The organism is Endozoicomonas numazuensis (genome assembly GCF_000722635.1).
Taxonomy (GTDB): Bacteria; Pseudomonadota; Gammaproteobacteria; order Pseudomonadales; family Endozoicomonadaceae; genus Endozoicomonas_A; species Endozoicomonas_A numazuensis.
Genome location: NZ_JOKH01000001.1, coordinates 827,208 through 850,316 on the forward strand (window position 1 = coordinate 827,208; position 23,109 = coordinate 850,316).

Annotated in this window: 30 protein-coding genes; 8 read left to right on the forward strand and 22 right to left on the reverse strand. The window is 48.7% G+C overall.

The window, feature by feature from the left end:
* Positions 1 to 2: 2 nt before the first annotated feature.
* From GZ78_RS03730 to GZ78_RS03760, 7 genes are all read right to left on the reverse strand, one after another.
* Positions 3 to 338, reverse strand: coding sequence for a hypothetical protein (locus tag GZ78_RS03730; RefSeq protein WP_034832863.1), 336 nt, complete (start codon positions 336 to 338; stop codon positions 3 to 5).
* The gene (locus tag GZ78_RS03735; protein WP_034832865.1) at positions 335 to 862 is read right to left on the reverse strand and encodes a glycoside hydrolase family 108 protein; all 528 of its coding nucleotides are present in this window, start codon (positions 860 to 862) and stop codon (positions 335 to 337) included. The genes GZ78_RS03730 and GZ78_RS03735 overlap by 4 nt, the downstream gene beginning before the upstream one ends.
* Positions 863 to 958: 96 nt before the next feature.
* On the reverse strand, positions 959 to 1,387 hold the full coding sequence (locus GZ78_RS03740; protein WP_034832866.1) for a Mor transcription activator family protein: 429 nt from the start codon (positions 1,385 to 1,387) through the stop codon (positions 959 to 961).
* A complete protein-coding gene (locus GZ78_RS03745; protein WP_051785789.1) occupies positions 1,378 to 1,881 on the reverse strand; it encodes a gp16 family protein in 504 nt (167 codons plus the stop codon). The genes GZ78_RS03740 and GZ78_RS03745 overlap by 10 nt, the downstream gene beginning before the upstream one ends.
* Complete coding sequence (locus GZ78_RS03750) at positions 1,871 to 2,092, reverse strand: hypothetical protein (RefSeq protein WP_034832868.1); 222 nt, start codon at positions 2,090 to 2,092, stop codon at positions 1,871 to 1,873. The genes GZ78_RS03745 and GZ78_RS03750 overlap by 11 nt, the downstream gene beginning before the upstream one ends.
* Entirely contained in the window at positions 2,089 to 2,520 is a 432-nt protein-coding gene (locus GZ78_RS03755) for a hypothetical protein (protein WP_034832870.1), read from the reverse strand. The genes GZ78_RS03750 and GZ78_RS03755 overlap by 4 nt, the downstream gene beginning before the upstream one ends.
* On the reverse strand, positions 2,517 to 2,813 hold the full coding sequence (locus GZ78_RS03760; protein ID WP_034832871.1) for a hypothetical protein: 297 nt from the start codon (positions 2,811 to 2,813) through the stop codon (positions 2,517 to 2,519). Before GZ78_RS03760 ends, GZ78_RS03755 begins: the two co-directional genes overlap by 4 nt.
* Positions 2,814 to 2,920: 107 nt before the next feature.
* Between GZ78_RS03760 and GZ78_RS03765 the strand changes: the two genes are divergently transcribed.
* The gene (locus tag GZ78_RS03765) at positions 2,921 to 3,160 is read left to right on the forward strand and encodes a hypothetical protein (protein ID WP_034832873.1); all 240 of its coding nucleotides are present in this window, start codon (positions 2,921 to 2,923) and stop codon (positions 3,158 to 3,160) included.
* 125 nt (positions 3,161 to 3,285) lie between these two features.
* Here GZ78_RS03765 and GZ78_RS03770 read toward each other — a convergent pair whose 3' ends face one another.
* The 9 genes from GZ78_RS03770 to GZ78_RS03810 form a co-directional block, all read right to left on the reverse strand.
* Positions 3,286 to 4,023, reverse strand: coding sequence for a DUF3164 family protein (locus tag GZ78_RS03770; RefSeq protein WP_201772644.1), 738 nt, complete (start codon positions 4,021 to 4,023; stop codon positions 3,286 to 3,288).
* Between the two features lie 27 nt (positions 4,024 to 4,050).
* Complete coding sequence (locus GZ78_RS03775) at positions 4,051 to 4,314, reverse strand: hypothetical protein (protein ID WP_236631469.1); 264 nt, start codon at positions 4,312 to 4,314, stop codon at positions 4,051 to 4,053.
* A 122-nt stretch (positions 4,315 to 4,436) separates the two neighbouring features.
* Positions 4,437 to 4,688, reverse strand: a complete 252-nt coding sequence (locus GZ78_RS03780) for a hypothetical protein (RefSeq protein WP_034832877.1) — start codon at positions 4,686 to 4,688, stop codon at positions 4,437 to 4,439.
* Entirely contained in the window at positions 4,688 to 4,945 is a 258-nt protein-coding gene (locus GZ78_RS03785; protein ID WP_034832878.1) for a hypothetical protein, read from the reverse strand. The genes GZ78_RS03780 and GZ78_RS03785 overlap by 1 nt, the downstream gene beginning before the upstream one ends.
* On the reverse strand, positions 4,942 to 5,301 hold the full coding sequence (locus GZ78_RS03790) for a helix-turn-helix domain-containing protein (protein ID WP_034832880.1): 360 nt from the start codon (positions 5,299 to 5,301) through the stop codon (positions 4,942 to 4,944). The genes GZ78_RS03785 and GZ78_RS03790 overlap by 4 nt, the downstream gene beginning before the upstream one ends.
* Positions 5,301 to 5,963 carry a hypothetical protein gene (locus GZ78_RS03795; RefSeq protein WP_034832881.1) on the reverse strand — a complete coding sequence of 221 codons (663 nt, stop codon included), beginning with the start codon at positions 5,961 to 5,963 and terminating at the stop codon, positions 5,301 to 5,303. The genes GZ78_RS03790 and GZ78_RS03795 overlap by 1 nt, the downstream gene beginning before the upstream one ends.
* A gap of 37 nt (positions 5,964 to 6,000) precedes the next feature.
* A complete protein-coding gene (locus GZ78_RS03800; protein ID WP_034832883.1) occupies positions 6,001 to 6,717 on the reverse strand; it encodes an AAA family ATPase in 717 nt (238 codons plus the stop codon).
* 82 nt (positions 6,718 to 6,799) lie between these two features.
* The gene (locus GZ78_RS03805) at positions 6,800 to 9,043 is read right to left on the reverse strand and encodes a Mu transposase C-terminal domain-containing protein (RefSeq protein ID WP_034832884.1); all 2,244 of its coding nucleotides are present in this window, start codon (positions 9,041 to 9,043) and stop codon (positions 6,800 to 6,802) included.
* Positions 9,044 to 9,054: 11 nt separating this feature from the next.
* Positions 9,055 to 9,279 (reverse strand): hypothetical protein, encoded by a 225-nt coding sequence (locus GZ78_RS03810; RefSeq protein ID WP_034834119.1) that lies wholly within the window; start codon positions 9,277 to 9,279, stop codon positions 9,055 to 9,057.
* A gap of 67 nt (positions 9,280 to 9,346) precedes the next feature.
* On the opposite strand from GZ78_RS03810, the gene GZ78_RS03815 reads away from it, so the two are divergent.
* A complete protein-coding gene (locus GZ78_RS03815; RefSeq protein WP_034832885.1) occupies positions 9,347 to 9,910 on the forward strand; it encodes a helix-turn-helix domain-containing protein in 564 nt (187 codons plus the stop codon).
* 1,153 nt (positions 9,911 to 11,063) lie between these two features.
* Complete coding sequence (locus GZ78_RS03820) at positions 11,064 to 11,825, forward strand: SDR family oxidoreductase (protein ID WP_034832886.1); 762 nt, start codon at positions 11,064 to 11,066, stop codon at positions 11,823 to 11,825.
* Positions 11,826 to 11,865: 40 nt separating this feature from the next.
* Here GZ78_RS03820 and GZ78_RS03825 read toward each other — a convergent pair whose 3' ends face one another.
* Both GZ78_RS03825 and GZ78_RS03830 read right to left on the reverse strand, forming a co-directional pair.
* Entirely contained in the window at positions 11,866 to 12,918 is a 1,053-nt protein-coding gene (locus GZ78_RS03825) for a DUF481 domain-containing protein (protein WP_081869654.1), read from the reverse strand.
* A 110-nt stretch (positions 12,919 to 13,028) separates the two neighbouring features.
* Positions 13,029 to 14,036, reverse strand: a complete 1,008-nt coding sequence (locus tag GZ78_RS03830; protein WP_034832888.1) for a DUF481 domain-containing protein — start codon at positions 14,034 to 14,036, stop codon at positions 13,029 to 13,031.
* A gap of 192 nt (positions 14,037 to 14,228) precedes the next feature.
* On the opposite strand from GZ78_RS03830, the gene GZ78_RS03835 reads away from it, so the two are divergent.
* Together GZ78_RS03835 and GZ78_RS29945 are read left to right on the forward strand one after the other, a co-directional pair.
* Positions 14,229 to 14,567, forward strand: coding sequence for an MGMT family protein (locus GZ78_RS03835; RefSeq protein ID WP_051785791.1), 339 nt, complete (start codon positions 14,229 to 14,231; stop codon positions 14,565 to 14,567).
* Between the two features lie 3 nt (positions 14,568 to 14,570).
* Positions 14,571 to 14,765 carry a hypothetical protein gene (locus GZ78_RS29945; protein WP_034832890.1) on the forward strand — a complete coding sequence of 65 codons (195 nt, stop codon included), beginning with the start codon at positions 14,571 to 14,573 and terminating at the stop codon, positions 14,763 to 14,765.
* Between the two features lie 160 nt (positions 14,766 to 14,925).
* Here the strand turns inward: GZ78_RS29945 and GZ78_RS03845 are convergent, their stop codons facing one another.
* On the reverse strand, positions 14,926 to 16,518 hold the full coding sequence (locus tag GZ78_RS03845) for an AmpG family muropeptide MFS transporter (RefSeq protein ID WP_034832892.1): 1,593 nt from the start codon (positions 16,516 to 16,518) through the stop codon (positions 14,926 to 14,928).
* Between the two features lie 167 nt (positions 16,519 to 16,685).
* Between GZ78_RS03845 and GZ78_RS03850 the strand changes: the two genes are divergently transcribed.
* Positions 16,686 to 17,456, forward strand: coding sequence for a trypsin-like serine protease (locus tag GZ78_RS03850; protein WP_034832894.1), 771 nt, complete (start codon positions 16,686 to 16,688; stop codon positions 17,454 to 17,456).
* Positions 17,457 to 18,009: 553 nt separating this feature from the next.
* Here GZ78_RS03850 and GZ78_RS03855 read toward each other — a convergent pair.
* From GZ78_RS03855 to GZ78_RS03865, 3 genes are all read right to left on the reverse strand, one after another.
* Positions 18,010 to 18,495: a YajQ family cyclic di-GMP-binding protein gene (locus tag GZ78_RS03855; RefSeq protein WP_034832896.1), complete on the reverse strand. Its 486-nt coding sequence runs from the start codon at positions 18,493 to 18,495 to the stop codon at positions 18,010 to 18,012.
* A 96-nt stretch (positions 18,496 to 18,591) separates the two neighbouring features.
* Complete coding sequence (locus GZ78_RS03860; RefSeq protein WP_034832899.1) at positions 18,592 to 18,813, reverse strand: dodecin; 222 nt, start codon at positions 18,811 to 18,813, stop codon at positions 18,592 to 18,594.
* A gap of 73 nt (positions 18,814 to 18,886) precedes the next feature.
* Positions 18,887 to 19,762 carry a class I SAM-dependent methyltransferase gene (locus GZ78_RS03865; protein ID WP_051785792.1) on the reverse strand — a complete coding sequence of 292 codons (876 nt, stop codon included), beginning with the start codon at positions 19,760 to 19,762 and terminating at the stop codon, positions 18,887 to 18,889.
* Between the two features lie 141 nt (positions 19,763 to 19,903).
* Here GZ78_RS03865 and GZ78_RS03870 point away from each other — a divergent pair, with 141 nt between their 5' ends.
* A complete protein-coding gene (locus GZ78_RS03870; RefSeq protein ID WP_152558535.1) occupies positions 19,904 to 20,821 on the forward strand; it encodes a ketopantoate reductase family protein in 918 nt (305 codons plus the stop codon).
* An 83-nt stretch (positions 20,822 to 20,904) separates the two neighbouring features.
* Positions 20,905 to 22,941 carry a HAMP domain-containing sensor histidine kinase gene (locus GZ78_RS03875; RefSeq protein ID WP_034832902.1) on the forward strand — a complete coding sequence of 679 codons (2,037 nt, stop codon included), beginning with the start codon at positions 20,905 to 20,907 and terminating at the stop codon, positions 22,939 to 22,941.
* Positions 22,942 to 23,109: the final 168 nt, after the last annotated feature.

Sequence of the window (23,109 nt, forward strand, 5' to 3'; positions counted from 1 at the left end):
ACTTACTTCCCACGACCTTTCACGTAGTTGTAGATCCCACCCGGGGCGAGTGCAGCCATGGCCGCCATGGGGTCATACCCTTGATGCACCATATAAAAAGCCAACCCATAGCCGAGGTAACTCATAACCTGACGGCCCATTTTGTGCAGGGCATCGACCCAGGGCACGGTAGTGGTTTGCAGTTCCTGTCGATACGTTTCTTCCAGCATCTGGCGCAACTCGGCGCTGGCCATATCTGCTTCGTGTTTAAAGGCGTTGAGTTTGTCCTGATCGGTAATGGCTTCCGATGCCAAGTCAATGACCTTACTGAAGGGATTGATCCAGTCGAGCAGGCTCATAGCAGACGTTCCTCATAGAGGTATTGTTGAAGCTCAAAGCAGCGCTTGAACCAGCCACGAATAAAACGGTTCTGGGACTCGTCCTGAGCAATCCGGTGGTAGCGTTTCGCACGGCGGCTGAGGTAGTTACTGATATATGAAAGAGGGGTTTCCAGGTGAGCAGTTCTGAGAGTGACCGGGCCGAGAATGCCGTCGACCGTCACGTTAAGCGACTGTTGCAAAAAACGAATGGCCGCACCCTTACCCATATTGACTGCGGTATCAAAAACGACACAGGCCACCGCCGCAGGCAACAGGTCACACTGGCAGGGCTGCCAATAGTCCTGATAATAAATAGCTTTAGCCTGCTCAACCGTCAGACTCTTGATATCCAGATCGGGATAGGCACGCTGACTGATACCAAAACTCGTGGCACCACCCCGGTCTTTCGGGTCGTCCACATAACCACCTTCTTCACCCAAAACAAATGTTATGGCAATTTCAAAAGCGGCTGAGTAGTCGGGAGTTGAATATTTATTGTTCATGCTCCCAGTGTGCAGGGAGCTTTACCCTAAAGGGCTTTAAAGCCCTTTAGTGTTATATTGATGCAGGAGGGCAGAGAAAAAAGAGAGGCGCAGGCTTTACGCCTGCTCATTGGGGAAGAGATTATGCTGTATCCGGTTCTTGTGCAACTGCCTTTGCTCACGGACTACTTCATACACTTTCTGTTCACTGAGTTTGTAATGGTTGCTGAGTCCCCGTATGTTTTTACCATCAAACTCATCGTATATACGTTTATCTCTCAAGGCTTTTTTAATGCGCTCTCCCTTGGGTAGATAGTAGTTTCGGCCTCCGCACAGAAACGACATAGCCAGCAAAACCCGCTCCATTTGCAGGTAAAGCGCATCGTCTTTCACCTCTTCCCGCAGCAGTTGTGCCCGAATTACTTCAGCCAGTTCGACCAGGTCACCGGGCCACAGGTGCTTTTGATGCAGGGCTTCATCATCCAGGTGCCCCAAAATGTCATTAGTGTGATCAAGGCCGAACAGGTCGTCTTCATTCATTGACATGCTTTAGCCCTCCGTTTTTTAATCTCCCGGTACTGCCAGCGCTTCAACTGCTCAATCAGACGACTGCAAGTCGCGGTATCCAGCCAATCCACTTTCTCGATACCGTGCCCGTCATTGAGACGAACACTCATCTTCTTAACCCAGTTTTCCAGGGCATTCTCTGAACCGTCCTTGATAAAGCCCTCCTTGTACATGTCGATCCAGAGCGCCCTCAACTTGTCTGTGGGCCGACCTTTACTGACCGGGCTGGCACGTTTACCACTAAGCGATTTGGCTCGCTTCGGCTTCCAACCCATAACCGTTTTCAGGTAGTGCTCAACCTTAAACAATTCAGCCAGGGACATCTTTCCACAGCTGTCTTTTTGAGTTTGAGCCTTGAGCAGGGTGCGGTATTCGGCATCATCCATACCCAGCTCGTGCTTGGCGATATGGATACGGGCAATAGCTCGGCCACGCTCACCGGGCTTGCTGTTTTTAGAAGGGTTAGATGGCATCGAGCACCTCCGGGTGTTCTTCTCCGATCGCCTCTAACAGATGACGACGATGGTCTTCAAAGTACTGGATCAGGGCTTTACTCTGGTCATCGGCCTGGTCAAATACCTCGCTTTGCTTATCAAAGACATCGGGCTTGATGCAGGCAATGTCGCGGCTAACCATATGCATGGCCAGCAGCTCGGCGACTTTGCGGGCGGTGAGTTTGCTCATACCAGATCACCCCCTACAGCAACCAGCTCAAGATCTTCCAATTTCGCGTACTGGCGCATCAACACCGTCGAATTTTTGAAACACGGCTCATACCAAACCTGTTTTTTATCGAAGTCCGGCAAGTGCTTTTTCATAGCACGAACCCCTATCTTTTTACGAAGGTTGGCTATTTTTTTCGGGCTGTATAACGCCTTGGTTCTCTTATGCCAAAGCTTCTTTGTCAGAGGATTAAACGAATCCATAGATTCAATCCCCCAAGCCGGTCTGTATACTCCATCAAAATATACAAACAAACGAGATTCAGACTCGCTTACAAAGCGTCTGGTAATTGAAACTTTGACCTCTTGATACTCAAACTCAACAGTGCCAAACACAGCTGACTGTAAGTGATCTGTGACCTGTTTTTGCTGCTCTTTACTCAAACTCATACCGCCTCCCCCAACTGCAGCACCTGGTCACATTCATCCAACAACGCAGCCAAATCCGGGCGGTGATCTACTGACTGATCCAGCTCATCCTGCAACTGCTGGGCCTGACGGGAACAAAGATCTTGCAGTTCCGCGATCTGCTCGTCTTTATGAGCAATGATCCGCGCGGCCACCAAACCTTCTGGCTCTGGCGTTTGCACCTTCACTCCAGCCAAAGGCACCACGTTCATGTATTCAGAAGGCTCCAGCTCGTTAAAGCTTTTGACCTGTTCAGGGGTCCATGTTTCTTTCATTGTTATTATTCCTGTTAGGTGGGGCCGATGACTATTTTGGATAGCCCCGACCCCGTTTTCTCCTTTATGGTTAATGTTCCCCAACACAACCCAAAGGTAGAAAAATAGTGGTCAATAAAGATCATGACTTCGAAGTCGAAGCACTTGCACAAAAAGCCTTATTGGAATCCTTACTGAACTGTCTGGTTTCCGAAAACCCTACCGTGCTTTACAAAATGCTCAGGGACCTGGACAAACAGATGCGTATCAGTCCTGACACTGACACCCATCTTGCTTCTGGCTTTGGTCTAAAGCGCGCACAAGGGCTTGTACTTCAGCTTCTAGAAAAGCACGATCCTCAGCCGTAACAACGCGGTTCCCACAACCCCGTTGCACAATCTTGAAAACCCTTGCGCTGATACGGTCAGCGCAGTTTCCTACCCTGAGAGCATCTCCAAAGTTCATCGCTTTTAAATCACTCATAGCCACCTCCTTATGCTGCTGGTAGTGACAGAGGTACGACCTGCCACTCATCGGTATCCCCAACACGTTCCCTGACCAGAATGTAGGTAACGGTTGTCTTGACAAAGCTGGCATCCGTTAATGCCTGCATTGCTGTTTGCCAATCTTCATCCTGTATATCCATACTTCTAAGGCCGATTATCCTGCTCTGGCTCAGGCTGCCTTTGCTGTCTTTGCGAAAAGCGTGCATCACGAGTTTTCTAAGCTCACCGCTGCTACCTTCGGTCACTCGATCCAGATAACGATCAATTAATTCCTTAGCCGCTTCTGCTTGTTCGCTGAGGCCAATCACCGGTCGGTTCTTGATTTCAATTTTGTAACGGCCATCAAAAGACAGCAGTTCGGTATTTCCCTTCTTACCGCCCAACTTTACGCCATACTGCTCAAGGGAAAGCTCAACAAACGCCCGGCAGTCCCCTATAGCCTTCCCCTTGAACTGAGCCAACATTTTGCTCAGTGGTAATGCCTGACTAATAAGCTCCATGACCAACTCATCACGGGCCCGGTCAATAGGCTTGATCTTGTCCTCAGGTACCAGCCTCCCTTCGTGATCCTGGCGGTAGCCGTCCGGAATGGTTTGTTTCTCTGTCATGGGGTTCCCCTTCCTGGTTGTGGTTTTAGTCTCTGATTTCATGGCCAGTCGCAAACGACGCCATTCTGTTTGCGAGAGGCTTTTCATGCGCTGAAGGCTCAGTCCTTGCTGTTGCATGTCCATTCCTCTCGATGGGTAAAGCGCTTAACGAACCGTCCAGCTGAGTTGACACCCTTCAAACTCAACCATGGCTTTTTCGTAGTGACTGCCGTTGTTACCCTTGCTGACGACGGCAGGTTCCCCAAATTCCCGGCAGCGCGGATGCCAGCTGATTTTGATCTTGGGTCGCCCCTCGCCCAGCAGAACCTTCTCAACGGTGTACCCCTCCCGCTGCAATCGGTTCACAACATGTGTCGCTTTCTGCAGTGACTGGATCATATAGCTCTGGCTCATATCCCTTTCGCCCATGTCATACCTCAGGGTCTGTTTTGATTTTCTTGTTGTGGCATTCATTCTGCTCTCTTCCCTAAAAGCCGTTAATCCGTTGTTTTACCTCGCACCCATGCCCCTGCGTGGGAACGAGTTAAGCGTTACTGCCTTAGCTGCTGGTCACACCAGCGATAGACACTGCGTTTTAACTGCGCCTTAGCCTGTTGTTCAAGACGTCGTTTCCAGGCCCCTGTTTCCTGAGCCTTGGCCTGCAGAGCTTTTGCCCGTTTGCGCCGAATGGCGGCATACTTCTCGCTTTTTGTGTTGACCGCATCGCACTCGCAACTCAGAGCCTCCATTGCAAACAACTGTTCAGCGTCGTGCAGCAGACTGATCTGGTCATAAATATCCATTAACCCCACCTCCTGAGCTTCTGATAAATGTCTGAACTCGGCTCACGGACAATCAACTTCTGCTTGCCGTTAAACACCCAGCCACTGAACACCGCACAAGCCAGTGCCTCAGTCTGGCAACGCTGTTTAAACGGGCAGTCATCACAAGGGCAATTGTGAGTGGTGGTGTATTGATGCTCATTGGCGCTGCGGCTTTTCTTCTTCGTGACATAAACCGTCTCATCCATGGGGATGGCGAAATATTCCAGGGCGCTCATGAGATATCCCTCACTGGAATCCGCGAATGCTCACACCCTGAACGACACCCGTGATACAGCTGCACACGGGTCGGGTTGGTGGCGCAAAAGTTACGCTCTTGGAACTCCAGACAACGGTCACGGGCCAGCTCACCCACCACCGGACAGTTGACGCAATACCCCATAAACGCCCCTTTAAACTTCTCTTTAAAGCCCCCTACCCGGTGCTCGGCATACTTGCCGTTGAGCACCTGGCTCACCATGGCTCCAGACACATCCAGCCGTTTGGCGATCTGGCTCTGGCTCAAACGCTCGGCTACTTTTTGCAGCTCCTGGTGCCAGTCTTCATTGACATAGCTTTCTTTTTCATGAGCCATCAGCACACCTCCTCAAGTACGATGATTTCTTTGGTCTTGTAGTCGTACAGCCTGCCCAGCTGCATATTGACGGCAGGCGGCTTTTCTCCCGTGTTGCGATACTGGGGCAGCAGGTAACTGGGCTCACCCAGACTGTCCTGGCTACGGCGCAGATAGTTAAACTGGTGCAGCTGGCTGACCTGCATTTGAATGACGGCCTTGTCCACTTCTGTGACGCCTTTTAACTCGCTCACTGTGAAATTGCGCAACATCCTCATGCCCTGCCAAATCTTGAAAGCCTCCGATCCGGCCTCTGCAGGTGGGCCAGGCCAACGTCGGATATCTACAGGCACTTCATAGACCTGCTTTGTATTGAGGTCAGAGACTGCATGACCGCCATGCAGTCGATAGGGAGCAACAGGGCCGGTATTATGAATCAGCCAGAACCGGGCTTTTGAGCCCTTTGGCTCTCGCCACAGATAACCAGCACGTTCCAGAAAGCTGAGGTAATACCGAACCTTGCACTCTCGCAAACCGGTTTTCATTGACAACGCTCTTGAGGTTGCCCCTTTAAGAGTCCTGAGCAGTTGCCAGACCCGGCCTAAATCTTCCTCCAATCCCACTAAGCGAGCCCGTTTCAAGCTTCTTTTTTTAATTTCTGTTACAGGCTTTAACTCCGTCATGGCTATTCCCTCTTATTATTCTTCTGCCGTTAACCTGTTAGGCCGCCACACCCAGAAAGTAAGTGCCTCGCGCTTCCCGGAACTTCGCCAGATCCATACTGGTTACATCTAAAGAAGCCGCCACCTGTTCTATCCGGTACAGGCCGGTGGTAATCCGCCGGGTGTTGCCTCGGGCAAACTTGTAGAGATCCGCCAGCAGGTCGTCAGAGACCTGCACCTCACACAGCTGGTCAGTGATCAAACGAGCGTCGTCCATATCCAGCGCATTGAACTCCACGTCGATCAAAAAACGGTTGTCGAACTTGTCCGACTTTTTGATCTCATTTTTAATACCCTTCATCCCCACCAGGATGATGGGCATGACAGACATGTCCTGCATATCCATGATCGTGTCCCGGATATCATCGAACCGGACCAGGTAATCCGCCTCGTCAATAAACAGTGGACGCCCCTCCATACTCAGCTTGTTAACAATGTCGTTGAGCATGTCGTCCAGATAACGGCGGCGGGGTATCTCCAACTCCCGACAAATACTGCGCAATAACGCGGAGGGCGTACGCCAAGCGGCCATGGCCCGCACGTAATAGGCACTGTGCTTGATCGCAAACCAGGCAGTACCGGTGGTTTTGCCCAGCCCGGTATCACCATGAATCAAACCGAGACGGTGGGTCAGCCGCTGGGGAGCACTCAGTAGCGCCTGCCCTTGGGCAGCCAGTAAAGCAACGTTTTTGACAGGGACCGTAATATTTCTCATACTTGTGTCTCTCTATTTGTTATTGTTTTTGGGCGTTCTGCCCGATAGGGATCGAGTAAGAGCAGCTGCCACTGCTCTCTACTCACTCTTCTTTCAAACCAAATGCCATCTTGCCGAACTCGTCGTACACCAGCTTTAAGCCTTGCCATTCAGGCGTTAACTCAAACCGCTCCTGCCACTTATGATCCATTTCGTTCAGAGCCTCACCCGCCAGCTTGCGTTCGTGCTGACGTATCCAGCGTTGGAAGCGATCGGTCGGTGTTTCAGCGGGGTCTGTACGTTGTTTAACCCGATCCGTTACCACCTGGTTCATGCCCTGAGCCAGTTCCTGGGTAGGTTGGCCGTGCTCGTCCACATGGCCCGAGCCTTTTTGGTCAGCGGCATCGGCAGCTGCCAGAGCTTCAGCGGCTCCATCCAGATAGCCGGTTTCGTGGGGGAGTTGGGGTTTAGGGAACGGTGTCACGTTGGCATTGCGCTCAGCGATCAAACGCTCTTTGCGGGCAAATATCTTTTCGATCAGCTCGCCCTGGTTGATCTTGCGGCCCTTCTTGCGCAGTGCTGCCTTCTCTTCGGCCACCTTTTTCTGCTCTTTCTTCATGGCTCTGGCCAGCTCTTCGCGGCTAATGCCGGTAATGCTCGGATTCTGAGCCACGCACACAAACTCACCCGACAGCTCAAACAGGTAGATACGACCAATATCCGCTGTGTCATAACGCACCATGAACTGGTCTCCCACCCGTGACCCCATTTCGGGAGCAACGTACCAGCCACCATCAAGCTTGACGCCTTTTTTCTGAACGGTGCGCACGCCCTTCTGTCCGGGAATCGGCTCCAGCAACAGATCAAGGGCGCGCTCATCCTCAATACGGCGGACAGGCTCCATCCAGTTCTGCACCATTTCAGCCGGAGTTTTTCCGTTCAGCCCGTTGTGAGCGTCGTGCATATAAAAGGTATCGATCCAGCGATCGGTAAACGCCTGAAGGTCTTCGCTGCTCAGAGTGGTTTCAATGATATTTTTGCTGCTGCCCGCTTTACGCTTGAGCCGGTCCGCAAAACTGAACTGGGCTTCAATCGCCTGACGCTCGGCGACGTTATGGCCGATAAAGCCGGGCAGTAACTCCACTAACCCATGGGAAAAGGTGCGAAACAGTCTTTCTACAAAGGGCTTTTGTTCCCCGGCGTACGGGTCGGTAGACACCAGATCAATACCCAGGGAGTCCGCCACAATCTGAAAGTAATGGCTCGCATAGTCTTTGCCGTTGTCCACCCGGATTTTTTGTTCGCCCTGGCCGTCCAGTCCCCACTCCAGCATGGCCTGACGCGCCGTGAGCACCACCCCAAAGCTGTCGGAAGACTTGCGCACTTTCATCACTGCCCGGCGGGAGTAAACATCAAGACAGGAGATCAGGGTAAAGCGGCCATCGGTGCACATAATATCGGCGGGAGAGGAGTCCATTTCCCAGAGCTGATTAAGCCGCACAATGTTTTCGGCGGCGTCACCACCGGCCACCATGTACTGGTTTTTAAAGGCGTCGGGGTTGGCTACAGCGGTGAAGAGTCGTTTGTTTTTCACTTTCCAGTTCGACAGCCAGGTGGTGAGGGCGCGTTTACTGGGCAGGCGCACATCTTGCTGATCAAACTCACCTTCCATGGCGCGCAGCATATTGGCCGGAGAGGTGTGAGGCATTCTGGCCAGCATCCCTTCTGCAAAAGCCACCAGTAAAGGCTGGGCATCCATAATGCTCTGCTTGACCGACTTGTACTGACAGGCAAGACCGGCAGGGCCATTGTCGGCATAAGACGCTTTCCAACGGAACAGGCTGGCACGACTGACTTTAGGCACAAAGGTTTTAACGCTCTCGGACAGACCCAGCTGATCGCGGTTGAAGGCATCAACAAACTCACGGGTAGCCGCTTCCACCGCTTCAAAGTCAGCTACAAACACTTCCCAGGCGGCCAGCACTTCAGACCGGGCACGCACACGGGCCTGTTCTTTAGGCGAGAGATTATTGAAAGCAAGGGTGCGCTTGATGTCCTGAGTTTTTTCGTCCCCTTCCAGCTTCATAGCCGCCAGGGTGCCCTTGAGCTCAGCGCCATTGATCTGTTCGGTTTGCTTATCAGCGGCCTGCTGCTTTTTGGTTTGACTGATTTTAAGGGCGCGCTGGGTTTCTTTGGGAAGGCTGGAGATGTGGTATTCTCTGCCGCCGCCCTGCGCCTGACGGGGACGTGATTGCCAATTCTCTCGAATAGCTCTTTCTCTCACCCGCCTGGCAGATGACGGTAGATCGCCCAAACTTTCAAGCTCGCTACTGGTAAACCATTCCATATCAAAGAGCCTCAGTTACTAATGCCAGAAGCTTCAATAATTTTCTGTCTTAGCGCTCTTCCTTTAGGGCCGTTCCATACACCTTTTAGACAGGACATAGCGCTATGTCGATTAACACCATTCTCAATACACCAACGGTTTAATGATGAGTCTTGCCCTACGAAGCCTTGACGAACACGAACATACAGCTCAGGACCGGGCGCAAAGTCATTGCTGATTTTCTTTGCATGGCTCACAATAAATTCCTCATCTTGTTTAAGCATTACGTTTAAAGATATACATTACAGGTTTAATTTATACATCATGAGTGAACTTTATCAAGCAAAAATTGATGATTTTGAAGAAATCATTAAAAAGCTGAGGGAAATCACTGATGCAAAAAGCGATGCAGCCATAGCCAGAGAACTCGGAATGACACCTCAAGGCTTCTTTAACGCACGTAAAAAAGGCTCAATTCCCTTTGAAAAAATTTGTTACTTGGCAGCAAGTAAAGAAATTTCCTTGGATTACCTCTTTTTCACAAACCACAAAGCATCAATTGATGAAGAGCTTCTAGGAGTAGTTGTCGATTGCATCCGATCTGATGAAAGTGAGTTGAGAGAAGCGAAGCTGGATTTTTTATTAGGCGAAGTCTCAGCACTCTATAACAGCGTTGTCAGTCTGAAGAGCACAGAGGAGGTACAGAAAAAGCTCTCTGAACATATCAACCTGATGAATAAAACAATATTAAAGAGGGATTTACACCAAACTAAACAACACTATCTTGAGTACAAAGAAGACCTATCAGATCCACTCAAAGAGCAACTGATTGAACTGATCAAAAAAATGGACATGCGCTTAGAAAAGCTGGAAAACAAGATTCACTAATCAGTTTTCTGCGTCCGACTTAAGATGGACGGTACGTCCATCTTAATGAAAAGAAAAATACTATAAAAACATCACTTTACATAAAGATGGACGCGCCATATCAAACCAACCTTCCAAGTCCGACTTTTACGAACCCTTCCCACCCCAAACCAGAGCCATTAACCGGCCTGTAATGCCTGCGTTAAAGCCGTTTAACGGTGTTTTATGGAGAGGTGACCAACAAGCAGGCAAGACGGACGTTTAGACGGTTAGGGTTCAACTTCACCCGATTTACGAGCCACCATCACCAGGCCAGATCAAACACAGCCAAGGAAGGCTGAAACCCGCATAGCTAAGGACCTAAGCACAGGTTTTAATTCACTTAAACCCAAGCCTACCCGGATATACCCGGACAACCCTACCGATATCAAACCTACCTTCCCGTTACACGATCTATACGTAGATGCAAAAAGAGTTCTGCTTTTCGGCTTTCTGAAGTGTAAAGCCCTTCTGGAAACAGACCTTTAGTCTTTGTCCCGAAATAAATCCCCTATTGAAACTTGAACTCCGTTCATCCTGAACCTGTCGAAGAGTGTTGGCATTGAACTTCGACAAACTCAGGGCGAACGGAGTCCGGGTGAAAATCGGGAAGTTATTTTGGGGCAAATCCTTAGCCCGGAAATTTCATAAAGTGTTGAGCTTCTCGCTCTGCTATTTTTTCGGCTGACACATTTTCTCGTCATATTCATGCTTATTGCATGGATCTGACGAGAAAATGCTGTCACGGCGGAGAAAGAGCTAGGAGGCTGACCGAGAATAGCGTCCGAGCATAAAATTCAGTAGAACGAGTCAGCTTTTTCACTGAATTTGTGCGAATAGTTGACCTATTTAAGCAAATTCAGTGGAAAAGATGGCCGTTCTTTCTGGATTTTAGGCCGGGCTGTCTATTCTCGGTCAGGCTCCTAGGAGGCTGACGAGCGATGTTCGTTTCTTTTCGTTCACATCAGCAAACGAATATCTCAGTAATTCCGCAGTCTATAGTCTGACTGGAGCGGCTTTATGAATTTTCCGGGTTAGTATCTTCCAGAAGCCTGACTCACCCAGCAATACATGGAGAATTCTCCAGGTTCCGTTACAATCATTGGGTGATTTTCGGTCGTAGAAGAACAAAAGAATGAATCTCAAACAAAGTAATATACTGGTTACCGGCGCAGCCCGTGGACTGGGTAAAGCCATGGCGCTCCATCTGGCAGAAAAAGGGGCAGGCGTCGGGCTGATTGACCTTGCAGGCGAAGCTCTGGATCAGGCAGTAAAGGAATGCACTGAACTGGGAGCAAACGCCATTGCTCTACCTACCAATGTTGCCAACGAACAGGAAGTAGAAAAGTCAGTTCAGACTGCCAGAGAAAAGCTGGGACCACTGAACGGTCTCATTAACAATGCGGGCATTCTCCGTGACGGGCTACTGATCAAAGCGAAAGATGGTCAGGTTACCGACAAACTATCCCTGGCAAAATGGCAGTCAGTCATCGACGTCAATCTCACGGGCGTCTTTCTCTGCGGTCGTGAAGTCGCTGCCAGTATGATTGAATCGGGTACAAACGGTTTGATTCTGAACATTGCCAGTATTTCTCGATCTGGCAACTTTGGACAAACCAATTACTCTGCAGCAAAAGCCGGTGTTGTCGCTATGACCGTATCCTGGGCCAAAGAACTGGCTCGATATGGCATAAGAAGTGCTGCCATTGCTCCGGGAATGATTGAGACTGAGATGACTCTGAGCATGAAACCCGAAGCTCGCGCCAAAATGAATGCGGGCATTCCATCCGGGCGCATGGGTAAACCTGAAGAGATTGCTGAAACAGTCGCTTTTATTTTTGAAAACGACTATTTCAATGGTCGAGTGCTGGAGCTGGACGGCGGACTGCGTCTCTAATGTCTTGATGCAGAGGATCAGACCTCTGCATCACCTTTCCCTACCAGGAATAACCAATACCCACCTTGATCTGACTGGTGGTTTTCTCAGCTCCATCGACCGGTACGCTGTCATAGTCCAGATACTGAGTCAGATTCAAAGACAGATTATCTGACAGCCCGACCCTTAAACCATGTTCACCATCAAACAACCACTGCTGACCTGAGTTCAATCGATAAAACAGCTTGCTGTTAAAGAAATACTCAAGGTTATCAATGAGCTTTTTCCGATAAACCAGCCCGGTACTGATTGCCAGATTTTCCTGATTATCCTCTTGCTGATAATCTTCCCAAAGATGAGTCAGACCCATTGTTGTGATAATGGTTTCATTGACGGTTTCCTTGAAACGGTAACCCGCCGCTCCACCTATTGTCAGCCTGGACCTCAGATCATCCGTTGAGTCATATTCCTGTTCCAGAGAGCCCTGCACAAACCAGTGCTCAGTAAAATAGCGACTGTATGCGTAGCCCAGCTCCCACTCTTTGGTTGAAGTGTCTGAATCTTCTTCCTTCTCAACTTCAATGTCCCACTTCAGACTGTTTTTGTTCCATTCGTCATTGATATCAAGATTACCACTGAGAGTAAAAGTGGTTTCGCTGTCCTCACCCTGATCACTGTCCAACCCAAAGTTGACCTTGCCTGATATGTCCCATGCAGACGCCAACACTGGTTTGTCACGACGAATTTCAGCCACAGGCCAGGCTGCTGAAAAATTTCGCTCATAACCGTCCGGGTCAACAACAACTAACTGGTCACCGTTACTCTTCAGCTGACGTTGCTGTGATTCTTTTTCTCCGATTAGCCCAACCCAGACAGGCTTTCTGGTTTCAAGAGAACGGACGTGTCGCCAATTAATGGTGATATCACCTGCATACTTGGTAGAAATGGTCAGTTTACCTGCTTCCAGGCCCTGAATTTTGCCACTGATCACATCTCCGTTTTCCATCCAGATCTTATCCGCATGAACAACCATCGCCATGCTTGATAAAAAGAATACCCAGATTGTGCGTAATCTGAGAAAACGGCCAATGCTCCCAAAATACTGGAGCCCCATGTACACCCCTTGATGAATCGATTTGTTATTTCTCTAATAGGTGGGCAAGAGTTCCAAATTAATGAAAGCTTAACAAGAGTGGAAAGCCGCTATAGCAACCCGTTATATCTCTACCAGCTGGCGCCCAGACCAAACAATAAGGCTGAATCATCCTTTTTCTTACCAGCCTGGGGAGCATCATCGTAGTCAAACTCGTAGCGAATACTCATATGCAGAACATCGGTCAATTTATAACGAATGCCTGTGGCCGTCTGCAGTAACCAGCTGCTGCTTTTGAAACGGCGGAAAATATCTTGATCATGAAACAGGGTCATTGTCTCCCAAAACAACTGATCATAGTGAAGTGCCCAGTGTGCAGCCGGCGTTTCTTTTCTCTCACCCGGGTCTTCAAACTTTTCCCAGATTTCACTGGCCCCCAACTCTGCCCTGAGGTTCAACTCGGGCTCACCCCAGAATTGATGGCCTAATCCTAGCCCCAGGTTAACCCTGTATTCCAGACCCTTGATCTGATCTTTCTCCCAGCCTCCACTGCCACTCAAATACCACTCTGGGCTTAAAAAGCGGTTGTAGTCGTATTTCAGTTGCCAGTAATCCTTGATTCGCTTTTCGTCATCATCTTCCTGCTCTGTACGCCAGTCAAAAATGTGGCGATTGAGACGGTTCCTGATACCAAGACGTCCATCAAGGTTGTACGCATTTTTTATAGTGTTACCTCTTTGGATATTGGCATAAGCATTGGCATGGCCACTCCAACGCCAATCGTCGTTTTCAGGAGGCGTACTGGTTAAGCGGGCAAAGTCAGAAGGGTCTGCAGGGATCATCGTTGCTTCGTCATCACTGACCAACTGGAGTTGATGGTCAGTGGTCTGCAACTGCCATTGCTGAAAAGTGTCACTGCCCTTAAAGCGAATCCAGACAGGTTCATCGGAATCAAGATCAGTCACTTCTTTCAGCGGCACAGTCAGTTTGCCATAACCGCTGTCTATCTGAAGTTTCTCATCCTTAATACTGAGGATACGCCCCTTGATGACACTCCCATTATGAAGACTGACAAAATCCCCCTGAACAACACATGAAATCGAACCAGCCAGTACCAGAACAGCCAAACGCATCTTCATTCGCTCACTCCAGATACAGTCGAACCTGTTTAACAGGTGGAATGAATTTTTCCTTACTGAAAAATGAAAAACTTTTCACGATAAACAGCCGATAGATTAGGATATGCTTGGCAGATTCGCTGGTGACTTTTACCCGTTACTTTTATTTTACTCTGGTTTTTATTTTCATAAAGTCAGGCCTCACTCTGCTTTATGGAATCAGTTTGGAGAGTTGGCTTGCACGCACCTTTCAGTCCATCCGATATCTGGTTCATTCTGGCCAAGATACCCGAGGGTAACGTAGTCACTTATGGACAGCTGGCCAACATGGCAGGTGCACCTGGCTACGCCCGGGTTGTCGGAAACATTCTGAAACAGCTACCTTCGGGCTCTGGGCTTCCGTGGCACAGAGTGATAAACAGCAAGGGACAGATTTCGTTTCCAGAAGCCAGTGCCAAGTATCAGCAACAGCAATCTTTGCTGGAGTCAGAGGGTGTTACTCTGCTCAACGGTAAAGTCAATCTGAAGCTGTATCAATGGAATGGAGAATAAATCTTGGACGATCTGGATCAACTCCCTGAAGACATCGCTCTGGCCATTGAAGTGATTCGCCAGTTAGAAAACCTGAACTACCCGCCTGAAACCATCCTGAAGGCCATGCTGATGGTCTGTAAGGACTCTCTGGGGAAGTTACCGGAAAGAGAACGTGAAAGCTGGAAAGCCCGGCTGACGGCCGAACTGGAAAAATAGCTCACCATGACAGAACGCCCTGTTCTCATGGCGAGCCTGGAATGATCATACATACTCCGCTCATCCTGAGCTTGTCGAATCATGCTGATGCAAATGCACTTCGACAGGCTCATTGCGAACGACCCTTATCTGCCCTGGGGGCTGGCTGTTAAGGTATTGTTCAATCCGGCGCGGCCTCTTCAGGCACCGTTTTTAACTGACACTCCTCAGACTTTTCCATAAGCTTTTGCACGTAGCGGATTAACAGCAGTACTGGCAAACCCAGAATGGCCGAGCCCACAAAAAAGATGGGGTAGTTCACCGCATCAACGACAGTACCGGAATAGCCTGCCATCAATTTGGGCACCAGAGTCATCAGAGAACTGAACACCGCATACTGCATGGCTGTGAACGCTCTGTTCGTCAGGCCTGAAAGGAACGCAATGAAGGCAGCTGAAGCAATACCCGCACTCAGATTGTCCGCAGCAATAACGACAGCCAGCATCCAGGTTTCGGGCTCCATTTGAGCCAACAGGGAAAACAACAGATTACTGACAGCCGCGAGCAATCCCCCTACCCACAGAATTTTCATGACACCGTAACGAAGAGCCAGCAACCCACCCAGAAAGCCACCGGCAATGGTCATCAACAAACCAAATGTTTTGGTGACAGCCGCTATTTGATCCTTGCTATAGCCCATATCTTTGTAAAACACATTGGCTACCGCCCCCATCACAATATCTGCAATCCGGTATGTGCCTACCAGCAGCAGGATATAGATCGCCAGTTTTCCATAGCGCTGGAAGAAATCGGTAAAAGGAGCCACATAGGTTTCTCTGACCATTCCCCGGGGAGCTACATTCAAATGGATCATCAACCAGGCCGCTACTCCACCCAAAGCGACACTGAATATCAACCTGAACGTTTCGGAGAAGAAACCAGCAACATGAGCCGCTACACCCACATCAACCATGAGTGATTTTAACTGGGCTGTTATCTCTGACGTTAACAGGAAACCTGCGACAAAAGCCCCGGCAGCAACCACAAATAACCCAAGGAAGCGGACATAATCACGGGTACCATACTGCTGAGAAAAAGCTGACTGATTGTTTTCAGGTTCTGAAATCAATAACGTAGTCGCTACACCTACCAGCATAAATACCGCCATACAGCGATAGACAGAAGCCCAGGCTTCATAGTTGTAGACAGTTTCGTCCCCGCCTGAAAACCAGCTGGCCAACGCAAGACTTCCTGCCCCGGCCACCAGCATGCCTATCCTGTAGCCCGCAATATAAGCAGAAGACATCATGGCCTGCAGATCACTTTCTGCGGCTTCTATTCGGTAAGCGTCAATGACTATGTCCTGGGTAGCCGATGAGAAACCGAGCATCACAGCGCCTACTGCAACCCAGGTCAAACCATAAACAGGATCATTACTGGCCATGAACAACAGTGCGGCCATGACAGCAAACTGAGCCAGTAAAAGCCAGGCCCGGCGGCGGCCCAGACTTTTTGTTAACCACGGCAAGGGCACCCTGTCGACCAGAGGTGCCCAGACAAACTTGAAAGAATACCCCAATGCAGCCCAGCTGAAGAATGTCACCATGCTGCGCTCAACACCGGCTTCACGCAACCAGATAGAGAGGCTGCTAAAGATCAGCAGTATGGGAAGACCTGCAGAAAAACCCAGAAACAGAACACTGATTACCCGTGGATGCTTGAAGCTCTGCCATGCTTCCCCCCAAGACCGGGAAGAAGAGTTCAGTAATTGCATTCTGACTCTCCGGTTATATTGATATCCAGTATCAAAGAGCTCTTCATTGAACCCTTAATAGGACAGTACCTTGAAAATAACATACTACTCAGACCTTCCTGCGGATGAACGTATTTTGTTCTATATTGTCGGGTTCTCAACAGAATTTAATCAAAGCACACTTGGATATGATGGGAAACAAACTTTTCGTCTTGATCATCACCTTTTCTCTGCTCAACACACTGGGCCATGCCTCCCAACAGGAAGCGGCCTCTCGGAACTGGCTGGTCAATATAGAAAACATCTATACAAAGTACTACCTCTGCTCAGGCGCACTGGTCAGCAAGCACTGGGTTCTAACCACTGCTCGCTGTGTTGATTACAACGGTGGCAGTCGACTCAGTGTGTTGCTTCAGCCATTAAGAGCCAGCGATCTTTCCATCAAGGTTTGGGCTGATATGAACAGCCTGACTTTTGATGCTGAACACAAACTGGCGATGTTCAGGCTGGAAAAACCTGTAACAGACCGAGAGCCCGTAAAACTCGGTTACAACGACGAGAAAACCGGCCAATGTCAAACGCTGTTCTGCGCTTACCTGGAACGGATAATTCCCAAGCCGCCTTTAAAGTTTCAGCTGAAAGAGCATGTCAGTAAGGCGACATTAACCGACAGTGACCATTACAAAGCCCCTGATAAGAAGATTAACTTCTCTGAAGTTGTCTGCACTGTGGAACCTGATGGAAAACAGCTTGGTAATAAAGTCGTTATGGGGTCTGCACTGACAGACTGCCAAAATAAGTTGGTAGCATTGGGGGTTCATGTAGGCGATGCTATCTCTTTGATGGATATGCCGGAGCCTGAGATAACACCCGACTTTAACGCTTTTCTGAAACTAGGTGCTTTCAAGCAGTTTATTGAGAGCAATAGAAAGAAACTACCACCCGGAGAAGAGTTATAACAGGAGCCTTTAAAGACAGTCTGCTGGCTTAAGACAATTTTGATCTTAAATCTGACGGGCTTTTGCTAGACCGGATATTGTGATTGTGTTTTGCGGCTCAGTGCAACCAAGCGTTATACCCTATACCGTTCGCACTGAGCCTGTCGAAGTGCATGACCAGCATCCTTCGACAGGCTCAGGATGAACGGGGTCTGCATGGTACTTAACGCTTGGCTGCACTAGGAGGCTGACCGAGAATAGACAGCCCGGCCTAAAATCCAGAAAGAACGGCCATCTTTCCCACTGAATTTGCTTAAATAGGTCAACTATTCGCACAAATTCAGTGAAAAAGCTGACTCGTTCTACTGAATTTTATGCTCGGACGCTATTCTCGGTCAGCCTCCTAGAAGCCTGACCGAGAATAGACAGCCCGGCCTAAAACCCAGAAAAAACGGCCATCTTTCCCACTGAATTTGCTTAAATAGGTCAACTATTTGTACAAATCCAGTGAAAAAGCTGACTCGTTCTAATGAGTTTTATGCTCGGACGCTATTCTCGGTCAGGCTCTCAGGAATTAATCCCTGAAATTGTTGTACTGCAGTGGCATTTCAGTATCGGCTTCTCTCAACAAAGCGATAGCCGACTGAAGATCATCGCGCTTCTTACCCGTCACCCGCACTTGTTCTCCCTGAATGGCCGGTTGAACCTTGAGTTTGGCATCCTTGATCATCTTGACGATTTTCTTGGCCTGCTCTTTATCAAGTCCCTGACGGACCACGACATCCTGTTTGACCTGCTTGCCAGAACCATAATGATCTTTCACTTCCAGGCATTTCACATCAATGCCCCGTTTGACCATTTTGGTTTTCAGCATTTCAACCATCTGCACCAGTTGAAAGTCAGCATCCGTTGTCATCACTATCTGGTTTTCACCACTCTTTTCAAAGTTGGCATCCACCCCTCTGAAATCATAACGGGTGGCCAGCTCACGATTTGCCTGATCGACCGCATTGGCCAGTTCGTGCATATCCACTTCAGAAACAATATCAAATGAAGGCATGAGGGATTTCCCAATCAACAAATTCTAAACGTAGCCCTCTATTGTATCCGAGAATCTCTGCTAAATGGCAAGCCCCGGATAACCGGGGTATCCGAATCATGAAGTTTTGTCACTGTCTTCTAGTCTGAAGCCTATTCTTACTGTTATCTGAAAATGAGCAATTTCACCATTTTCAATATGACCACGATGCTCAACGACTTCATACCAGCCCAGGTTCTTCAACGTCACGCTGGCAGTGGCAATGGCATTGCGAATTGCATCATCACTACTGACGGTTGAACTACCCACTACTTCGAGAATTTTATATATGTGTCCCATGAATACTCTCCACGACATTGTCAGGGTAAAGCAAGTATAGACACCCTTAGCCGCAACATATGTGCACGACGGTTTAAATCCGTTTGGCAAGAATAAACATTTGATAGCCAAATTTACCCAGAAATTTTCTGAAGATTTCAAGCTCAGTTTCAATGTTCTTCAATGCTACTGAGTCAGGCATAGCAGATGATATATCATCCATTCTCTTTTTTAGCGGCTCAGAGTAATTATCCCATGCCTCCTTACTTAGAGAAAAAGTATCAACAACGTCATAACCCGCAGCATTCATTTGCTCCAGACGAGTATTAATGCTTTGAATATCAGGATAGGCTTGCTTCCAATACTCCATCAATTCCTGGTCAGGTTTATCTGTCAGCCATACCAAGTCACTTAACACCATGAAACCACCAGATTGTAAAAATGGGCTCCATTGAGCCAGTGCTTTTTGTATCCCCATGATATAAGCACTGCCTTCTGACCAAATAAGATCAAAGCTTTCTTTCTCAAGCGGTAGTTCAGTCATGCTAACGCACACGGTAGAAAGTCTTCCGGAAATACCCTGTTCCTCAAAACGTTCTTTTAACTCAGTCAGTGCTGACTGTTCATTGTCTATAGCTGTGACCCTTGCCTCAGTGTTTTCTATCAACACCTTTGTTGCCAGACCCTTGCCACAACCAATCTCCAGAATATTGGTGGGTGCTTCAGGCACCAGTGACAGTGCTTTCAGTGTGTCTCTTACACTGCCCGGGCCCCAACGTTCCAGCCCCTCAAAGACCTTCATAAAGTCGGCCATATAGGTTTCGTGATCATTCATGTCTTTTGATATCCACTTCAATCTCAGGGCTTCTTTCTCACTAAAACCCTGCGTCATTAACCAGCCCAGATGAGCATCAGGAGCGAGTCTGTCCAGACCTTCATGCCACACCCTGAGATCACCTTCCCCCAGCATAGCCGCCAGCAAAGCTCGTGACTGCTGTTTAAGTGCAATATCTTCATCAAGCTGCCTCAGATAACCACACTATTCATTTCATTCACAAACTCCCTTTGCCTGTTTAAACTCCCTCTTTTTGTAATCAGGGTGGGCAGCAAAGTGACCTGGCATATTATCGGTGCTGGCAGTATGGGCTGCCTGTGGACAGCTCAATTCCTGAAGGCAGGCATGAAGCCGACGTTGCTCTTGAGGGAACAACGGTTTCACTCTTTGGTGAGTACAAAACCCATTCTGGCAATAGATGAACTGGAAGGAATTACTCATCATTTCACCATCAATCTGGACTCACCTGCATCACTCTCAGATTCAATAGAATACTTATTGGTCTGCACTAAAGCTCAGGATGCAGAGGCTGCAGTTCATTCAGTAGCCCATCAGTTATCCGACCACTGCCAGATAGTATTAATGCAGAATGGCATGGGTAGCCAGCAGGCTATTTCCCAGCATTTCAGTTCACAAACCGTTTGGGCGGCTTCCACAACTGAAGGCGCATGGATGAAAGATTTTCTGCATGTTTGTCACGCGGGTCATGGCTCTACCTGGATAGGTCCTATGAGCAGTACTCCCGATGAACCCTCCTGGCAACGCTTAAAGGATGCTCTGGAAAAGCTGTCATTCGACATTCAATTGACTCACCAAATAGAACAGAAGCTTTGGGATAAACTGGCCGTAAATTGTGCCATCAATGGCTTAACGGCTCTGTACGACTGCAGAAATGGCGAACTGCTGGCTACAGAAGAACGAAAGAAACGTTTGGCAGAACTGACCGAAGAAGTCAGCCAGGTAAGGGAGGCCAAAGGCGTTCCGAACTGCGGAAACCTTTTAGAACTGGTCCATCAAGTCTGCATAGATACTGCCATGAACAATTCTTCAACCTGCATGGATGCCCGACAGGGCCGAGCAACGGAGTTGCCCTTTATCAACGGATACCTGATTAAACAGGCTGAAAGGCTGGGTATTGAAACACCTGCCAACCAAACACTGATGAGAGAGCTGGCAGAACGCCACATCACATAACAAGAAAACAGAACTATTGTGCAAATAGAAAAAAGGGAGTAGCTTCGGCAGTAAATGGGTTCCAATGAAAAGAATAATCACCCATGCGCCGACTCAACCAAGCTTTTTATCGCTATTTATCCAGCCTTTCCCTCAGTAGAAAACTGCTGGGTGGATTAATCAGTGTCGTATTGGCCATTGCCATCATTGCCACAGGAGTGGTGATGATCTCGGCTTATTTGATGTCTAAACATTATTTCCTTCCGGCCAATGTACAGGCTGTCGTCAAGATACTGTCTGAAGATGCTGTACTGATGTCATTAACCGGCAATGTCACCCGTGCTGAACAAACCCTTTCTGCGGCCAGTGAATATTCACAGATTCGCGCTTTGGCCGTTTACAACCCGGAGGGCGAACTCCACGCTTTTTACAATAGCCTGCCCGAAAAATTCATCATACCGCCACAGGCTCCTGAGCGCGTTGAGTCCGAATTTCAATTTATGGCTCATGTTGAAAAGATGCCCGGGCAAGAGTACACCCTGTTCATTCAGGCAGACCCTTCCCTGCCCCTGTTCTTTTTTAACTTCATGAGCCTGGCAGGCCTGCTGATTCTGTTCGTTTTTGCCTTACTGACCTTTCTGGTAACCCGTTTTATTCGCCGCTTTGTCACATTGCCCGTTCTTCACTTGATTCGGGTCGCTAAAAAAGTGTCTGAACAAGAAAACTATGAGATCAGGGCCAGACGATTTCATAAAGATGAAATTGGCTCTTTGGCAGAAACCTTCAATACCATGCTGCAGCGCATTGCTGTCCGCGACCAGCAGTTAACAGAAGAAAAAGACAAAGCTGAAAAAGCAGGCGCGCAAGCTCAGCAGATGGCAGCTCAGATGCGACTCAGCAACGAGGAGCTGGAACGGGAAATGGTGGTTAGACACCAGATTGAAATAAAACTGACACGCTTTCAGGACTATCTCAACAACATCATTGACTCCATGCCGTCTGCACTGGTGGCCGTAGATAATCAGTTGAATGTTAACCAATGCAATTCTGAAGCAGCCCGATTGGCCAGACTGCCTTTCAGCCAGATCATCGGCCAGCCTTTGGACCACGCGCTGCCCTTTCTCTACCAATGCCAGAATCAGATTAATAGAACTCTGGCTGAACAAACGGCTCAGCATGTCGAAAAGCTGCCGGTCAGACTGGAAGATTCAGAAATCTACCTGGATCTTGTGATTTACCCATTGAGTGGGGATGACACCCCCGGAGCAGTGATAAGAATTGACAACATCACTCAGCGCCTGAGACTGGAAGAAATGATGGTACAGACAGAAAAGATGATGTCAGTAGGTGGACTGGCAGCGGGTATGGCCCATGAAATCAACAACCCCTTAGGCGCTATTATCCAGAACACACAGAACATACGACGTAGACTGTCCAAAAGTTTGCCTGCCAATCAGGCAGCGGCAGAAGAAAAAGATATTTCTCTTGAAGCCATTAACCAGTATCTGGAAGAGCGAGGCATCGTTCGTTTTCTGGAGAATATTCAGGATGCCGGGGTTCGCGCCTCCAAAATCGTCTCGAACATGCTGCTTTTCAGCCGTGGCGGAGAGCGCGCATTATCTCCTACCCCACTGACCGACCTGATTGAACGCACTATTGAAATTGCTGCCAGTGATTTCAACCTTCAGAAAGGACTCGACTTCATGCAGATTCGGGTTCACAAGGAGTTGGACCCAACGCTTCAGGACGTCCCCTGTATTGCCAGCGAAATTCAGCAGGTGCTGCTAAATCTTTTGAAAAACGCTGCCTTTGCCATCAATCATCGCAAGGATAAAACAGAAATAGGCCAGATCACCCTGCGAACAACCAAAGAAGATGACCGGGTCATGATTACTGTAGGAGACAATGGTTGTGGTATGGAAAGCCAGGTACGCAAGCGAATCTTTGAACCTTTTTACACCACCAAAGAAGTGGGTAAAGGTACCGGACTTGGCCTTTCTGTGTCCTACTTTATTATCACCACCCACCACAAAGGCAATATGAGTGTGTTTTCAGTACCGGGTAAAGGTTCCGAGTTCACCATCACCCTGCCTTTGGATAGCAAGACGATCACCAGCCCTGTCTGCGAGCTGCCCGATTAAACTTAGCTTCAAAACTTTGTAGGCGTATTCACCCCAGAGTTGTTTATAATCTCAGCCAATCGTTTATCATTTCCAGCCAAACACGACTGACAGCCTCTGGTATCCATAGTAGTGCCAGTAGTAGTGCCAGTACTAGTGCCAGTACTAGTGCCAGTACTAGTGCCAGAA

Coding starts and splice junctions, on each gene's coding strand:
- GZ78_RS03735 (WP_034832865.1), bottom strand. CDS start 862: ATGAACAATAAATATTCAACTCCCGACTACTCAGCCGCTTTTGAAATT.
- GZ78_RS03815 (WP_034832885.1), top strand. CDS start 9,347: ATGAGTGAACTTTATCAAGCAAAAATTGATGATTTTGAAGAAATCATT.
- GZ78_RS03770 (WP_201772644.1), bottom strand. CDS start 4,023: ATGCAACAGCAAGGACTGAGCCTTCAGCGCATGAAAAGCCTCTCGCAA.
- GZ78_RS03850 (WP_034832894.1), top strand. CDS start 16,686: ATGATGGGAAACAAACTTTTCGTCTTGATCATCACCTTTTCTCTGCTC.
- GZ78_RS03740 (WP_034832866.1), bottom strand. CDS start 1,387: ATGTCAATGAATGAAGACGACCTGTTCGGCCTTGATCACACTAATGAC.
- GZ78_RS03805 (WP_034832884.1), bottom strand. CDS start 9,043: ATGGAATGGTTTACCAGTAGCGAGCTTGAAAGTTTGGGCGATCTACCG.
- GZ78_RS03860 (WP_034832899.1), bottom strand. CDS start 18,813: ATGGGACACATATATAAAATTCTCGAAGTAGTGGGTAGTTCAACCGTC.
- GZ78_RS03750 (WP_034832868.1), bottom strand. CDS start 2,092: ATGAGCAAACTCACCGCCCGCAAAGTCGCCGAGCTGCTGGCCATGCAT.
- GZ78_RS03785 (WP_034832878.1), bottom strand. CDS start 4,945: ATGAGCGCCCTGGAATATTTCGCCATCCCCATGGATGAGACGGTTTAT.
- GZ78_RS03780 (WP_034832877.1), bottom strand. CDS start 4,688: ATGGATATTTATGACCAGATCAGTCTGCTGCACGACGCTGAACAGTTG.
- GZ78_RS03835 (WP_051785791.1), top strand. CDS start 14,229: ATGGAATCAGTTTGGAGAGTTGGCTTGCACGCACCTTTCAGTCCATCC.
- GZ78_RS03730 (WP_034832863.1), bottom strand. CDS start 338: ATGAGCCTGCTCGACTGGATCAATCCCTTCAGTAAGGTCATTGACTTG.
- GZ78_RS03800 (WP_034832883.1), bottom strand. CDS start 6,717: ATGAGAAATATTACGGTCCCTGTCAAAAACGTTGCTTTACTGGCTGCC.
- GZ78_RS03745 (WP_051785789.1), bottom strand. CDS start 1,881: ATGCCATCTAACCCTTCTAAAAACAGCAAGCCCGGTGAGCGTGGCCGA.
- GZ78_RS03775 (WP_236631469.1), bottom strand. CDS start 4,314: ATGGGCGAAAGGGATATGAGCCAGAGCTATATGATCCAGTCACTGCAG.
- GZ78_RS03825 (WP_081869654.1), bottom strand. CDS start 12,918: ATGGGGCTCCAGTATTTTGGGAGCATTGGCCGTTTTCTCAGATTACGC.
- GZ78_RS03855 (WP_034832896.1), bottom strand. CDS start 18,495: ATGCCTTCATTTGATATTGTTTCTGAAGTGGATATGCACGAACTGGCC.
- GZ78_RS03830 (WP_034832888.1), bottom strand. CDS start 14,036: ATGAAGATGCGTTTGGCTGTTCTGGTACTGGCTGGTTCGATTTCATGT.
- GZ78_RS03790 (WP_034832880.1), bottom strand. CDS start 5,301: ATGGCTCATGAAAAAGAAAGCTATGTCAATGAAGACTGGCACCAGGAG.
- GZ78_RS03795 (WP_034832881.1), bottom strand. CDS start 5,963: ATGACGGAGTTAAAGCCTGTAACAGAAATTAAAAAAAGAAGCTTGAAA.
- GZ78_RS03875 (WP_034832902.1), top strand. CDS start 20,905: ATGCGCCGACTCAACCAAGCTTTTTATCGCTATTTATCCAGCCTTTCC.
- GZ78_RS03820 (WP_034832886.1), top strand. CDS start 11,064: ATGAATCTCAAACAAAGTAATATACTGGTTACCGGCGCAGCCCGTGGA.
- GZ78_RS03760 (WP_034832871.1), bottom strand. CDS start 2,813: ATGAAAGAAACATGGACCCCTGAACAGGTCAAAAGCTTTAACGAGCTG.
- GZ78_RS03865 (WP_051785792.1), bottom strand. CDS start 19,762: ATGCTGGGGGAAGGTGATCTCAGGGTGTGGCATGAAGGTCTGGACAGA.
- GZ78_RS03845 (WP_034832892.1), bottom strand. CDS start 16,518: ATGCAATTACTGAACTCTTCTTCCCGGTCTTGGGGGGAAGCATGGCAG.
- GZ78_RS03755 (WP_034832870.1), bottom strand. CDS start 2,520: ATGAGTTTGAGTAAAGAGCAGCAAAAACAGGTCACAGATCACTTACAG.